Here is a 13,384-nt window from a genome sequence, read left to right on the forward strand (position 1 = left end):
GCTGTTAGCCGCGCGTTATCTCGATCTTCCTCGCCGGGGGCTGCTGGGCGGCCGTCGGCACCGGCGTCCTGACCTCCAGCACCCCGTCCCTGTAGGAAGCAGTGATGTCCTCCTGTTGAACGCCGTCGGGCAAAGCGAGCCTCCGCACGAAAGAACCATAGCGGAACTCCGAGCGGTAACTGTCCTTTTCCTTCTGCTCGGACTGCTCCCTGCGCTCGGCCTTGATCTCAAGGGCGCCGTCAACGATGGTGACGCTGACGTCCTTGTCCGGATCGATCCCTGGCAGTTCGGCCCGGACCACAAGTGTGTTGCCTTCAACCGATTCTTCGACGCGGATCCCCGACGCCGCTGTATCACCTTCGAAAATTCTTTCAATCATCTCGACGGGGGAGCGCCGGGTGTCAAACCATTTCATCAAATCAGCCATGGCTGCCTCCTTGCTTGGATGACCGTCGGGGCATGACGTGCCCGACTCCTTAAGGGTCGGGCAAAGGGCCGGGAGGACCCAGAGGCTTTGGTCCTGAGTGCCGGGAAGGTTGCGCTGATGGTGCGGTTCAATGCGAGCCGGCATTGGAGGGCTAGGATCAGTTGCATGAGCAGCTCCCCCTCAGAGTCTCACACGGAAGTCCTCGCCCCGGCTGACTGCTGGAAGTATCTCCAGTCTTCCTATATCGGGCGGCTGGCCGTGATCAACGGTGCGGTCCCCGAGATCTTTCCCTTGAACTTCATGACTGTCGGCGAAACGGTGGTCTTCCGCACGGCGCCCGGCACGAAACTTCGTGCCCTCCTCAGCGGCGCCGCCGTGGCTTTTGAGACAGACGGGCTGAATGCATACGCCACCGAAGTGTGGAGCGTTGTGGTCAAGGGAATGCCTGGGCCGTTTGACGGAGATCCGGCGGCCCTCCAGGAAGCCGGTCCTGACCGCGAACCGTGGCAGGCCGGACTCAAAGAGCATCTGGTGCAGATCGTCCCTACGGAGGTCTCCGGGCGAAGGTTTGCGGTTTCGCCGCGCACGCGCTGGTGGCCGCCGCAGGATTTTTCGGCGGACTGGCTCTAGGGCCGCGCCACTGAGTTCTGTGTCACCTTCGCAGGCCTATCGACAGGGTACCGCCGTGCGTGGACCTGGCTTAGTGCCAGGACCGCAAGGATGGCGACGGAGGCGGCGGCAAACGAGGCAGTTGTGAGTTCAGGAGGTGGCCATTCGAGCATAAAGAATTCCTGCAGGATGGGGACGGTCATCAGCAGGAACAGGCCCAGGCACATGGCTGCAATGATGGCCACGCGCAGGGCGCTGACCGGGCGGCTGACAGCCGCCAGCACGCTCAGGGCAACCAGGGAAAGGGTTACCACGGAGGCGGTGCGGCTGGCTCCGGCGCTGAAGCCGCCCGCCGCCACGGAATACACTTGCACAGCCAGTACCGCCGTCGCGACGATGATTCCGGCCGGGACGGCCATGGCCAGTGACCGTTTCAAGAATCCAGGTTTGTAGCGGCGTGGATTGCTCATCAGGGCCAGAAAGAACGCGGGGATGCCGATGGTGAGACCGTCAGTGGCGGAGAGCTGCCGGGGCAGGAACGGAAAGCTCCACAACAGCGCTCCGAACACTATCGACAGGACTACCGCGTAGGTTGTTTTGCTTAGGAACAGCACCGAGACCCGCTCAATGTTGACGATGACCTGGCGGCCTTCGGCCACGACTGCAGGAAGCCTGTCAAAGCGCCCGTCCAAAAGCACTAATTGGGCCACGGCTTTGGTGGCGGGTGCCGCAGTGTCCATGGCGATCCCGATGTCCGCTTCCTTCAATGCCAGGGCGTCGTTGACGCCGTCACCCGTCATGGCGACGGTGTGCCCCATTCTCTGCAGCGCCATGACCATATCTTTCTTCTGGGCGGGCGTCACTCGACCGAACACGGACAAGCCGTCCAGCGTTTCCTCCATCAGGTGAGGATCTGAGGGCAGGTGCCGCGCATCGTAGCCGACGACGGCGTCGAGCCCCACCTCACGGGCCACCGCCATGACCGTCCGGTGGTCATCGCCGGAGAGGATCTTCACGGCAACGCCCTGCTGGCGGAAATAGGACAGGGTCTGCGCTGCATCGGGGCGGACTTTTTCCCGGAATGTCAGCAGTGTGGCGGCTGTAAGCCCTGGTGGCAGTTGCACGTCGTCGGGATCCCTTTCGGGCGCAACGTCCTGCGAGTAAGCCAGTACCAGGGTGCGTAAACCCGCCCACGCGAGGCGGCGGGACTGGACCAGGACGTCACCGGTGGATGCGTTGTTCCCCTGCAAGACCATCTCGGGTGCACCGAGCACCCACGTTCCCGCAGCAGCATGAGGCGAAGAGAAACTCGCTGCGCTCCACTTCCTGGCGGAAGAGAAAGGAACGACGGCGGCCGGGACCCGGTTGCCGTCAAAGGCGAAGGTGCCCGCCAGGCTGCGGGCGGTGGCGTTGGCGTGGGGGTCGGCGCCGAACCATCCCAGTGCCTCCCTCCAGCCCGGCGGAGATGGAATGCCCGCAGCGTGCACACCGTCGAAGACCACCCTGCCCTCCGTCAGGGTACCGGTCTTATCGATGCACAGAACGTCCACACGGGCCAGTCCCTCCACAGCTGCCAGTTCCTGCACCAACACATTTTGGCGGGCCAGCCGGACACCACCGACCGCGAACGCAACACTGGTCATGAGCACCAGGCCCAAGGGAATCATGGCGATGGCGCCCGCCACTGCGCCAACGACCGCCTCCACCCAGGCCCCGGTGGTGAAAGCCAGATCCCAGCCACCCTTAGCCTGCATCTGGCCGTTGGTGACGATCACGACGACAGGGAAGAGAGCCCAGCTGATCCAGTGAAGGACCCGGCCGATCCCGTTGCGGATCTCTGAATTAACCAGGGAAAAACGTTTCGCCTCCGCGGTGAGCCGGCTGGCGTACGAGCCGGCCCCTACGCCGACCACCCGCGCCTCGCCTTGCCCCGCCGTGATGGTGGAACCCGACCACACGGTGGAGCCCCTGCCCTTGCCTACGGGTTCAGACTCGCCGGTAAGGAAGGATTCGTCAATTTCAAGGCCATCCCCGCTGATGATGACGGCGTCTGCCACGACCTGGTCGCCGGCATGCAGTACCGCGACGTCGTCCAGGACGACGTCGGAAACTGCGATGTCCTGGACCTGGCCTTCACGGAGCACCCTGGCCCGGGGGGCGTCAAGGACGGCCAGCCGGTCCAGCAGCCTCTTGGCGCGGTACTCCTGGACCACGCCGATGACGGCGTTGCTGAGCGCGGCGAAGCCGAAGAGCGCGTCCTTCCACTGCCCCAGGAAGAGCAAGAGCAGGAAGCAGCCGCCAACAATGCCGTTAAAGAGGGTCAGCACATTCGCCCGGACAATCTGCCACAGGCTTCTGCTCGAATTGTCGGGAACTCCGTTGGCCAGGCCTGCCAGCGTTCGTTCCTTCACATCATCGGCGGAGAGACCGGATCCTGCGGGAGCATCAGCCCCGGGCGGATATGGCGCCGCTGCCGTGCCCACGCGGCTCACTCAGGGTGCCGGCGAGAGGGCTGCGCCGAGCGTCTTTCCCCATTCGCGCGCCCGGTCGAGTTCACCTGGCAAAAGCTGGTTGGCCTCATCGACGAGGAAGCTCGCAGGCTCGACTATCAGCTCAAGGCCATGTTGCTTGAGTCGTTTCGCGATGCCTTTGGACGCGTGACCGGTCACTAGCTTGTTCCCCTTCAGCCGGGTGTCGAAGGCGGCCGCTTTTCCGGTTGCCTTGTCCAGGAAGTCGAACCATGCCCGCAAGCCCGGTCCTCCCGATGCGGCGTCCGGGACCAATCCCTTCTCCGGGTGTTCAAGGGCGTCTTTGACTGCCAGTTCCCACATCGGCTTCCTGCTCATGCCGTGGATGTGGGTCGGCCCTCCCACCACCAGGAGATCCGTGGCGGTGGGCTGGGTCTGGCCTGCCTCCTCCACGGACATCACGTGTGGTTCGGCCACCCCCTCCAGCCCTTGCGCTATCGCATCAGCGATTGCGCGTGTGTTGCCGTAGAGGGATTCGTAAACGATGGCTGCTTTCATGGTGTGGCCTTCTTCTCGAGTGCTGAGGCCAGGTCCTGGGCCCAGCTCGCTGCCTTTTCAAGTTCTCCACCGCGCAGGGGCCCTTCGGTGCCCCGGACGTAGAACGGGGCGGGGCGGGCGATGGCGTGGGCGCGCCTTCCGTGAGCAGTTTGGTCACCTTCTTGGCGGCGTCGCCATGGATGAAGAAGCGGACGCGGGTGTCGAACGCTGCGGCCTTGATGCCCTGAGCCGGCCGTTGCCCAACTGCGCCAGCAGTACCGTGATTTTGGGGGTGGGCCGCCAGCCGTTGATGGGGGAGCCGACGATGAGGAGATCGCCGCCTGACAGGTTCCCGGGGTTGAAGTCCGTCACGGAAACCGCTGCAGCGCGGATAGGTTTGAGGCCTTGTGCGATGGCTCTGCAACCGCCTTGGTGTTCCCGTATGCGGAGTCGTAAACAACGTAGCCTTTCATGCGGTGATCACTACTTTCAGGGCGTTTGTCTCCGCGGCCCGGGCGAAGGTGTCGTAGGCGTCCATGAACTGGTCAAAACGGAAGCGGTGTGTTGCAAACTTTTCCGCCGGGAGCTTCTTCTGGGCCACGAGTTTCAGCAGCATCGGAGTGGTGTTGGCGTTCACGAGTCCCATGCTGATGTTGATGTTCTGGATCCAGAGGTTCTCCACATGGAGTTCCACTGATTTGCCGTGCACCCCCACGTTGGCGACATTCCCGCCCGGCCGGACGATCTCCGTGCACATGCTGAAGGTCGCGGGAATGCCCACTGCCTCGATGGCCACATCCACGCCCTGGCCGTCGGTCAGGCCCAGCACCTGTTCCTTCCAGTCGGCGTCGCCTGACAGGACGACCTCGGTGGCGCCAAACTCGCGGGACTTCTGCAAGCGGTTCGCGTCAAGGTCGATGGCGATGATGGTCGCCGCTCCGTAGAGCCCGGCGGTGGCGATTGCGGCCAGCCCGACCGGACCCACCCCGACCACCGCTACCGTGTCGCCGGGCTTTACCCGGCCGTACTGGACCCCGATTTCGAAGCCCGTGGGGAGGATGTCCGACAGCATGACGGCCTGCTCGTCGCTTACACCGTCGGGCAGCAGATGGAGGGAGTTTTCGGCGTATGGGACCCGCACGTATTCGGCTTGCGTGCCGTCGATCAGGTGGCCGAAGACCCAGCCGATGCCCGAGGCACCCTCGTCGCCCATGCAGTGCGAATAGAGGCCGCTCTTGCAGTTGGCACAGTGGCCGCAGGACTTGATACAGGAGATGATCACGCGGTCGCCCGGTTTCAGGCTAGTCACGGACGACCCGACCTCAGTAATGGTTCCCACTCCTTCGTGGCCCAGGATTCTTCCTTCCGTCACGGCCGGCACATCCCCTTTGAGGATGTGCAAATCCGTCCCGCAAATGGTGGTGGTGTCAACCTTGACAATGGCATCGGTGGGATTCCGGATCGCCGGATCGGGGACTTCCGTCCAGGACTTCTTCCCTGGGCCTCCGTAAACAATAGCTTTCATAACCGTTCCTGCCTGTTGCTGTTGATAGGGTTCCACGGCGTGCGGAATGCTGCTCCACCTCAACGATGACGCCCGATTGCCTCGCCGGTAAGGGACAAAAGTCCCGGAAGTCCGACGGCGGCGGCTCAGGTCGCCACATTGCCCGCGGTCCCGCCGGGCTCCAGTTGCCGGGAGATCAGGACAGGGGCCGTGGCGTGGTGAAGGACTGCGTGGGCATTTGACCCGATAGCTCCTCTGAGGAGCCCCCGGCCCTTGCTTCCGACGACGATGAGGGCGGCACCACGGGCAGCATTAAGGAGCGCCCGCGGGACGGAAGTATCCTGGGCAACGTGCTGGCTGATAGTCACGTCCGAAGCCAGACCGCTGGCGTCGTGAGCGGCCGTCAGGAGGAGGCGACGGGCCGCTCCTTGGCCCCCTCCGGCCTCGTGGGCTGTGCGGTCATGGGACCGGATGACGTGGATGATCATCAGGTCCGCTCCCGTAGCACTGGCCATGGCACAGGCAATACTCAGGGCGCCCGCCGACCCGGAAGAGTCAATTCCCACCACGATGCGCCCCTCCGGGTTCTTATCGAACCGGATGACCGCAACGGGGCAGGACGCCGTCGCCGCGAGTTCCAGACTTACTGAACCCACCAGAAGTCCCATAAATCCACCGATCCCGCGGCTGCCAAGAACCAGCATCCGCGCATCTTCCGCGATCCGCCGGAGATGGCCTGCAGGAAGTCCGTACAGGAGGCTGCTCCGGATCCTGACCCGGGGCGCCACTGACAGCGCCTCAGCTTTCCCCTCATCAAGGATGGCCTGCGCCTGATGTTGCAGCCCGCTTCCCTCTATGCCCTTGACGGGTCCAAGGTCGCTGGTCAGCAGCGGCCACAGTGAGCAATGAACCACCTCCACCTCACAGTCCAAAAACTTCGCGTGCCGTGCAGCCCAGCGCACAGCCAGGGCTGCCTCAGCCGATCCGTCGTAGCCAACTACCACGCGGTCAGGGGAGGGCATGGCTGGACCCGGCCTTGCCGCCGCCCTCCACGGAGGCCTGCCCGGGAGCAATCGAAATCCCTGCCGGCAGGTCTGAGCCATGCGCGACGAGGACAGGGCATTTTGCGTGTTCAGCCACCGTTGCGCTCACCGCACCCAGCAGCTGCCCTTCAAATCCGTCGTGGCCGCGGCTGCCCCCTACAACCATGTGCGCAGACCTGCTTTCTTCGACTAGGACCTTGGCCGCCGGCCCTTGGGACACCACCATTTCGAGCCTCGCAGGAGGAACACCGTGGAAGGCCTTGGCCACTGCCTCGGCACAGATTTTCCGGGCTTCTTCATCGGGGTTCCAGACAACCGGGGTGAAAGTGCCGAAGGCGATCTGGAACTGCTAGGAGGACATGGCCCGGATACGGGCGTTGAGCAGCGGCGCCAATGCGCCCGCCCAGCGCAGAGCGAGTGTGGAAGGAGCGCTTCCGACTACGCCCACCACGATTGGCGGCAGTTCAGCCGCCGGTGGCATCGTGTTCCTCGGCCTCCTGGCTGACCACCAGCACAGGGCAGTGCGCATGGGCTGCACACGCTGCGCTGACGGAGCCCATGAGCTGGCCAAAGAGGCCGCCGTGGCCGCGTCGACCAACGACGAGCATTTGGGCGTTGCGGCTTTCGTCAACCAGGACCTTCGCAGGCGATCCCACTTTGACAGCTGTCGTGAGATGTTCTGGGCGCTCCGCGCCGTAGGCCCTGTCGATGGCCTGTTCCATGAGGCGTTTGGCGATGGCCTCAAGCTCGGCCGTTGTATCGATGTAACCCGGAGGCAGGTGCGCGGGCAGGTAGAAGTCGGAGAAGCCCAGGCATGTGACGACGTGCAACGGTGCGGCCAGTGCGGACGCCAGGCGCCCGGCGAGGCGCAGCGCCGCGGGGGAGTATTCGGAACCGTCGATTCCGACAAGGATGCGATCGTTATCACTCATGGCAGTACCTTCCCCCAGGATCCGGCGGTGGCCTAGGGCCGAAGGTCACTGAAGGCACACGGTTTCCGGCGGCGCCTCAGGCTGGTCGAAGCAACACTGCGGCCCCCGTGAACCGGTCCAGGGACAGGTCCAGCAATGCCTGGTCTGCCTTTGTCCACGGATAGGGGGTAGTGGTGGGGCGGAGCGGTATTTGCTCTGCCAGCGCGAGGAGTTCCCGCCCGTCGGCTCTGGTATTGGCCGTGACGCTGCGCAGGCGGCGCTCCTGAAAAAGGTCCTTTTGATAGTCCAGGACCGGGATGTCGCTCAAGTGGATGCCTGCGACGGCGAGGGTTCCTCCGCGGTCCAGAGCTCGAAGCGCGATTGGTACCAGCCGGCCCGCAGGAGCGAAGAGGATGGCCGCGTCCAGCAGCTCAGGCGGGACTGCTTCAGCGGGCCCGGCGAACTTTGCCCCCAGTTCAAGGGCCAGCCTCTGCGCCGCCGCCGACCGTGTCATGACATAGACGCTTGCACCCTCGTAGATAGCCATCTGCGCCGTCAGGTGGGCCGATCCGCCAAAGCCATAAATGCCGAGTTTGCCTCCCGGCGGAAGGCCGGAGGAACGAAGCGCCCGATAACCGATGATCCCGGCACACAGCATGGGCGCCGCGTGCTCATCGGTAAATGCTTCGGGTATCCGGTACGCGTAATCCTCGTGGACGGTCATCAGCTCCGCGTAGCCGCCGTCCGCATCCCAGCCGTTGAATGACGGGGCGAGACAGAGGTTCTCTGACCCGCGGGCACAGAAGCGGCAAGAGCCGCACGTACGGGCCAGCCAGGCTGCCCCCACGCGCTCGCCAAGACGGAACCGGGAGCTGCCAGCTCCGAGCCCCACCACCTCGGCGACCACTTCATGGCCAGGGATCCGTCGAGCAGCACGGGGCCGCAGGTCTCCTTCAGCAAGGTGAAGATCTGTGCGGCATACACCACATGCACGAACCGAGAGCAGGACCTCGCCCGGCCCCGGCGATGGATCAGGGCGCTCGCCCAGGCGCAACGGACCTGACACGATGGGGCCGGGTTTTTCAACCCACCATGCCCTCATGACTGGTCATTCAAGTCCGGCGCGGGTGGCCTCATCCAAGGGACCGCCCCAGGTCAACGGGGCGGCGATCTTGAAACGCCGTCCACTGACACTCTCCGGGACAATACGGAGGAAATGGTCCTTGGGGCCTGTCTCCCAGGGGAACAGTAACTGTCCTACGGAGCCAAGGAGTTCAGGGGTACGGGTGAGGGCTGTGGCCGGCCCTTTCACGACGACACTCCAGGCAACGCCCCCATCCGTGTCAGCACCATCGGCTTCAAGCGCCACCAGCTTGCCCAATGCGGACGCAAGCTTGGTGCCGGCACCTGTTCGGAAGACAAGTGATTCATGGTCAACCTTGTAATTGATGGGAAAGATCTCGGGGTGGTCGTTCACCCACACGGCAAGGCGGCCCACGGAGTCGCCCCGCAGCAAACGCCAGCACTCTTCAGTTGGCAGCACGGCGGTCTCCGGTATCGATGCATCTGTGGTCATGGCCACGATCATACGGAGCAGGTGCGACCGGCTGTAGGGCACAAAGACCCCTCACCGAACCTGCGGTGCTGGATGAACCTCCCCTGCAGGGGTAGTCTGTGTGCACCGGCTGCAGCCGGCAGGCCGGCCCGCGTGGATGTCCATCGAAAGGCGGGTTACATTGAACGAGCCCATACACCCCACCAGTACGGGCGCCCGGCAACCCGTTGCCGGGCCTCGAATCGACGAACTTCGTACCGACTTTGTTGACCGTGCCGGGGAAATGGTAAGCGACCAGCAACGGATGCAAGGACTTCTAAGTGCCGTCGTTGCCTTGGCCGAGGATCTTAGCCTGGAGGCGGTGCTGCACAGAGTGGTCAGTTCAGCGTGCCACCTTCTCGGGGCTGATTATGGGGCCTTGGGAGTGATTGGAGGCGACCGTGCCCTGAGCCATTTCATCACTGTGGGGATAGATGAGGGACTCGCCCGTCAGATTGGCCCCCTCCCCACAGGACATGGCGTTCTTGGCCTCCTGATCCGCGATCCGAAGCCGCTGCGGCTGCATGATCTTAGCCAGCATCCGGATGCCTACGGGTTTCCCAAGAATCATCCGCAGATGAAATCTTTCCTGGGCGTGCCGATCCGAGTGAGGGACGTTGTGTTCGGCAATCTCTACATGACCCATAAGAGAGGCGGCGGCGACTTCACAGACGAAGACGAAGACCTGGCCGAGGCACTTGCTGCAGCCGCCGGCGTCGCCATCGAAAACGCCAGGCTCTATGACGATGCCCGGCGCAGAACCGCATGGCTTCAGGCCTCCATGGATGTGACCAACAAAATGATGGGCGACGAGGAGACGCCGGAGGGCCAGAATGGGGGACTGGACATGATCGCCGCCAGAGCACTCCAGGAGTCCGGTTCCACCCTTGCCCTCATCCTGGTCCAGGAGGACACTCCCGACTTGTACCGGATCGCCGGAGGTGCGGGGAACCATGCTCCGGAGTGGGTCGGACGGCTTTTGTCGTTTGACTCGGGCGAAATGGACACCGTTCTCGCCACGGGCCACGCCGCTGTGATTGAAGACGCATCGTCTGCCCTCGGCACCGGAAGTGACCTGGCCACGAGCCGTCTCCTGGTTATCGACCTCAGCGCCCACGGCACCCACCACGGCCTACTGCTCCTCCTGCGGGAGCGTCAATCCGGGACGTTCAGTACGACGGACCTGGAGATGGGTCCCGTGTTCGGATCGCACGTCGCACTGGCGCTCGAGCTGGCGCGTGCGCATCGGCTGCGGGAGAAACTTGCCGTGTTTACCGACCGGGACCGGATCGCCCGCGACCTGCATGACCTCGTCATCCAGCGCCTGTTCGCAGCAGGGCTCAGCATCCAAAGCCTCCGACGTTATATGTCCGATGACTCCGCAGCCAGGACCATCCAGACTGTGACCGCCGAACTGGACGAGACAATCCGGGAGCTACGCAACACCATCTATTCGCTGAGTGACTCCGCCACGGCGAAGGAACTCCTCAGCAGCCGTGTCCTCCAGACGGTTCGTAGCGGCGCGCAGTCCCTGCCGTTTGTCCCCCTGCTGACTCTTACGGGGCCCATCGACGCGATCCGGGATGAAGAAACCGCCCTGAATATCCTGGCAATGATCACGGAGGGGCTGAGCAACGCCGTCCGGCACTCCGGAGCGGATTCGATCCGCGTGTCGGTTTCCGTGGACAACAGTCTTGTCGGCATCCTGATCCAGGACAACGGCACAGGATTCAGCGTGCCTTCGCCTGGCACCGGCCTGACGAACATGCAGCACCGGGCCGCCTCACTGGGCGGCACTTTCGAGGTCGCCAGCTCCCCGGAAACGGGAACAGCACTGACATGGACGGCTCCAGTTTTCTGAGGTCAGTGTTCATGGTGCTGCGCCACATGGACCGCGGCCTGCGTCCGCCGTTCAAAACCCAACTTCGCAAGCAGGGATGAGACGTAGTTTTTGACTGTCTTTTCCGCCAGAAGCATACGTTCGCCGATCTGGCGGTTTGTCAGACCCTCCCCAATGAGCTCCAGCACCCTGCGCTCCTGCCGGGTCAAGGACGCGATTTTTGGGTCCACGCGCTCCGGTTCTGCCAGTCCCTGAACAATCCGGGCCTTCAGGTCGGCATCAAACAGGGATTCCCCCTTGGCGGCGCGGCGCAGGGCACCGATCAGGGCGGAACCGCCTATTTCCTTGAGAACGTACCCGGAGGCCCCGGCCAGGACCGCGCCCCGCAGCGCCTGCTCGTCGTCGTAGCTTGTGAGGATCAGGCAATTAATCGTTTCATCCACCGAATGCACATCGCGGCACACTTCGATCCCCGTCCCGTCCGGCAACCGGGCATCAAGTACTGCCACGTCCGGGCGCAGCGCCGGAATCCGACGTGCCGCTTCGGCGGCAGACCCGGACATGCCGACGACGACGAAACCTTCGCTTTCCAGGAGGTCCTGAAGGCCCCGCCGTACCAGCTCGTGGTCGTCAAGGATGAACACCCGGATACCGTCGTCGGATGATTCAGTCCATTGCTCCGATGCTGTCGAGGCGTTCATCATGTTCCTTTCTGTGTACCCGTTCCAACCGGTACCGAGGTGTCACGTCTGCGACTGACTCATTCTTGAGGAAGGACGGTATCGCCACAAGGGTCCAATGACCCGGTCGGCGCGGCGGGGTATGACCAATGGCCCTACCCCTGCCCGCGGAACCGGGGAAGGGACTGTGGAAATAACGGTGTATCCGGCTCGACACGCCGGGCGTTAAGCCTGGCGGGGAGGAGCCCGATATGGCCGCAACACTTGAGGCTGTGCCGAGTACGAAAACCGCTGAGAAGAAGACAGAAATATCCGAGGCTGACGCTGCCCGCGAGCTGGTCAGAATGGCGAAGGAACAGGGCCTGTCCCTGACCGGTCCCGATGGTCTGCTCAAGCAGCTGACCAAGACCGTGATCGAGACTGCGCTCGATGAGGAAATGACCGAGCACCTCGGATATAAAAAGCACGATACGGCCGGTAAACAGACTGGCAACTCCCGCAACGGGGTGCGCCCGAAAACGGTGTTGACGGAGACCGCCGGCCCCGTGCAGGTGGACGTGCCGCGGGACCGGGAAGGCACGTTCGAGCCGGTCATCGTCAAGAAGCGCCAGCGCCGCCTGACGGGGGTCGATGAGATGGTCCTCTCGCTCTACGCCAAGGGCTTGACCACGGGAGAAATCAGCGCCCATTTCGCCGAGATCTACGGTACGTCCGTGTCGAAGGAGACGGTCTCCCGGATCACCGACCGGGTGGTCGAGGAGATGGCCGCGTGGCAGAACCGGCCGCTGGACGAGGTCTACGCGGCGATCACCCGCGCTGAATGCCTGAAGGCGGGATCATCAGGCAACCCTTTTCTATGGAAAAATCCTGAGCGCGGTGTCCCAGTTGAAGTGCTGGTGCTCAGGGCTGACCTGCAGGCCCATAACAACCAGCATGAAGGCTTCAAGTTCGCGCGAACGCCGAAGCGGCCCCACGTCGATGGGCCTGAGTCCTGCGGCCGCTGCCACGGCGCTGACTTTCTCTTTGGCTTGCTCCGAGTCGCCGGCGATAAAAACGTCCAGATGTTGCCCGCCGACCTTTCCAGCCTCCAGGGTGGTGGGAAACGTGGTGTTGAATGCTTTCACCACATCCGCGCGTCCATCTAACAGCCGGGCTGTATTTTCGGCTGCGGAGGTGCCGGGCTCCGTGGTCAGCCGATCGAAATTCGTGACGTCCACGGTGTTGCTGATGTCTACGACGACCCGGCCGTCAAGAGCGTCGCCGATTTCCAGGAGGGCGTTATGGACTTCCTTGTGCGGGATGGCCAGGAAGATTATTGCTCCTGTGATGGCGGCCCCCGTCACGCCTCCTGTGGCACCGGGTCCGAGGCTTTCGACCAGGTCCCGTGTTTTGGAGCCGTCACGGCCAAGAATCTGTACCGGGTTGTTCCCTCGCAGCATCGCCGTGGCGAGTGCGCGGGCCATGTGTCCGCTGCCGAGAATGCTGATGTTGGTCATGATCTTCCCTTGCTGGAAACGCCGCGATCTGCTTGTCCATCCAGTAGACATTGTTAGTCGGTTCGGGCAATAGGGACGAAAGCCCCGGAGGCGGTGGGGGCTTAAGGCACTGGCCGTTCAGTGCTTCAGCGAGACACTGTGGTGTAAGTGGTGTGATGAAGGGAGCAGGAAATGAAGGCGCATGAGGTCCTGGCGGGGGTTGATGGCTCCAGCACAGGCGGAGGGGCTGCGGACTGGGCTGCGCAGAGGGCGGACCGGCTAGGCCTCCGGCTGCA

Annotated in this window: 13 protein-coding genes and 1 pseudogene; 3 read left to right on the top strand and 11 right to left on the bottom strand. The window is 63.5% G+C overall.

Going from position 1 to position 13,384, the window contains the following annotated elements; genetic code table 11:
• Nucleotides 1-4: 4 nt before the first annotated feature.
• Nucleotides 5-427 (bottom strand): Hsp20/alpha crystallin family protein, encoded by a 423-nt coding sequence (locus NG698_RS10425; RefSeq protein ID WP_252568837.1) that lies wholly within the window; start codon nt 425-427, stop codon nt 5-7.
• Nucleotides 428-592: 165 nt separating this feature from the next.
• Here NG698_RS10425 and NG698_RS10430 point away from each other — a divergent pair, with 165 nt between their 5' ends.
• The gene (locus NG698_RS10430) at nt 593-1,057 is read left to right on the top strand and encodes a pyridoxamine 5'-phosphate oxidase family protein (RefSeq protein WP_252568836.1); all 465 of its coding nucleotides are present in this window, start codon (nt 593-595) and stop codon (nt 1,055-1,057) included.
• Here the strand turns inward: NG698_RS10430 and NG698_RS10435 are convergent.
• From NG698_RS10435 to NG698_RS10470, 8 genes are all read right to left on the bottom strand, one after another.
• On the bottom strand, nt 1,054-3,519 hold the full coding sequence (locus NG698_RS10435; protein WP_252609606.1) for an HAD-IC family P-type ATPase: 2,466 nt from the start codon (nt 3,517-3,519) through the stop codon (nt 1,054-1,056). The genes NG698_RS10430 and NG698_RS10435 overlap by 4 nt on opposite strands.
• Before the next feature lie 9 nt (nt 3,520-3,528).
• Nucleotides 3,529-4,062 carry a flavodoxin family protein gene (locus tag NG698_RS10440; RefSeq protein WP_252609607.1) on the bottom strand — a complete coding sequence of 178 codons (534 nt, stop codon included), beginning with the start codon at nt 4,060-4,062 and terminating at the stop codon, nt 3,529-3,531.
• 448 nt (nt 4,063-4,510) lie between these two features.
• Nucleotides 4,511-5,566 carry a zinc-dependent alcohol dehydrogenase family protein gene (locus NG698_RS10445; protein ID WP_252599441.1) on the bottom strand — a complete coding sequence of 352 codons (1,056 nt, stop codon included), beginning with the start codon at nt 5,564-5,566 and terminating at the stop codon, nt 4,511-4,513.
• A gap of 125 nt (nt 5,567-5,691) precedes the next feature.
• Nucleotides 5,692-6,567 (bottom strand): universal stress protein, encoded by an 876-nt coding sequence (locus tag NG698_RS10450; RefSeq protein ID WP_252609609.1) that lies wholly within the window; start codon nt 6,565-6,567, stop codon nt 5,692-5,694.
• Nucleotides 6,554-6,928: a universal stress protein gene (locus NG698_RS10455; protein ID WP_308293028.1), complete on the bottom strand. Its 375-nt coding sequence runs from the start codon at nt 6,926-6,928 to the stop codon at nt 6,554-6,556. The genes NG698_RS10450 and NG698_RS10455 overlap by 14 nt, the downstream gene beginning before the upstream one ends.
• A gap of 124 nt (nt 6,929-7,052) precedes the next feature.
• Nucleotides 7,053-7,520: a universal stress protein gene (locus NG698_RS10460; protein WP_252599438.1), complete on the bottom strand. Its 468-nt coding sequence runs from the start codon at nt 7,518-7,520 to the stop codon at nt 7,053-7,055.
• Nucleotides 7,521-7,596: 76 nt separating this feature from the next.
• Nucleotides 7,597-8,601, bottom strand: coding sequence for a zinc-dependent alcohol dehydrogenase family protein (locus tag NG698_RS10465; protein WP_252609611.1), 1,005 nt, complete (start codon nt 8,599-8,601; stop codon nt 7,597-7,599).
• 6 nt (nt 8,602-8,607) lie between these two features.
• Nucleotides 8,608-9,075 (bottom strand): pyridoxamine 5'-phosphate oxidase family protein, encoded by a 468-nt coding sequence (locus tag NG698_RS10470; RefSeq protein WP_252609612.1) that lies wholly within the window; start codon nt 9,073-9,075, stop codon nt 8,608-8,610.
• Nucleotides 9,076-9,358: 283 nt separating this feature from the next.
• On the opposite strand from NG698_RS10470, the gene NG698_RS10475 reads away from it, so the two are divergent.
• Nucleotides 9,359-10,954, top strand: a complete 1,596-nt coding sequence (locus tag NG698_RS10475; RefSeq protein WP_308293029.1) for a GAF domain-containing sensor histidine kinase — start codon at nt 9,359-9,361, stop codon at nt 10,952-10,954.
• A gap of 2 nt (nt 10,955-10,956) precedes the next feature.
• Here the strand turns inward: NG698_RS10475 and NG698_RS10480 are convergent, their stop codons facing one another.
• Nucleotides 10,957-11,637, bottom strand: a complete 681-nt coding sequence (locus NG698_RS10480) for a response regulator (RefSeq protein ID WP_252599435.1) — start codon at nt 11,635-11,637, stop codon at nt 10,957-10,959.
• A gap of 227 nt (nt 11,638-11,864) precedes the next feature.
• Between NG698_RS10480 and NG698_RS10485 the strand changes: the two are divergent.
• Nucleotides 11,865-12,422, top strand: a pseudogene (locus NG698_RS10485) (transposase); the annotation flags it as partial.
• A gap of 45 nt (nt 12,423-12,467) precedes the next feature.
• Here NG698_RS10485 and NG698_RS10490 read toward each other — a convergent pair.
• Nucleotides 12,468-13,160 carry an NADPH-dependent F420 reductase gene (locus tag NG698_RS10490; RefSeq protein ID WP_308293027.1) on the bottom strand — a complete coding sequence of 231 codons (693 nt, stop codon included), beginning with the start codon at nt 13,158-13,160 and terminating at the stop codon, nt 12,468-12,470.
• Nucleotides 13,161-13,384 lie beyond the last annotated feature (224 nt).

The organism is Pseudarthrobacter raffinosi, from assembly GCF_023913735.1.
Classification (GTDB): Bacteria; Actinomycetota; Actinomycetes; order Actinomycetales; family Micrococcaceae; genus Arthrobacter; species Arthrobacter raffinosi.

Excerpts from the sequence above, each read along its gene's own strand:
- NG698_RS10425 (WP_252568837.1), bottom strand. The coding sequence starts at position 427 with ATGGCTGATTTGATGAAATGGTTTGACACCCGGCGCTCCCCCGTCGAG.
- NG698_RS10430 (WP_252568836.1), top strand. The coding sequence starts at position 593 with ATGAGCAGCTCCCCCTCAGAGTCTCACACGGAAGTCCTCGCCCCGGCT.
- NG698_RS10440 (WP_252609607.1), bottom strand. The coding sequence starts at position 4,062 with ATGAAAGCAGCCATCGTTTACGAATCCCTCTACGGCAACACACGCGCA.
- NG698_RS10445 (WP_252599441.1), bottom strand. The coding sequence starts at position 5,566 with ATGAAAGCTATTGTTTACGGAGGCCCAGGGAAGAAGTCCTGGACGGAA.
- NG698_RS10450 (WP_252609609.1), bottom strand. The coding sequence starts at position 6,567 with ATGCCCTCCCCTGACCGCGTGGTAGTTGGCTACGACGGATCGGCTGAG.
- NG698_RS10460 (WP_252599438.1), bottom strand. The coding sequence starts at position 7,520 with ATGAGTGATAACGATCGCATCCTTGTCGGAATCGACGGTTCCGAATAC.
- NG698_RS10465 (WP_252609611.1), bottom strand. The coding sequence starts at position 8,601 with ATGAGGGCATGGTGGGTTGAAAAACCCGGCCCCATCGTGTCAGGTCCG.
- NG698_RS10470 (WP_252609612.1), bottom strand. The coding sequence starts at position 9,075 with ATGACCACAGATGCATCGATACCGGAGACCGCCGTGCTGCCAACTGAA.
- NG698_RS10475 (WP_308293029.1), top strand. The coding sequence starts at position 9,359 with ATGCAAGGACTTCTAAGTGCCGTCGTTGCCTTGGCCGAGGATCTTAGC.
- NG698_RS10480 (WP_252599435.1), bottom strand. The coding sequence starts at position 11,637 with ATGATGAACGCCTCGACAGCATCGGAGCAATGGACTGAATCATCCGAC.
- NG698_RS10490 (WP_308293027.1), bottom strand. The coding sequence starts at position 13,160 with ATGTCTACTGGATGGACAAGCAGATCGCGGCGTTTCCAGCAAGGGAAG.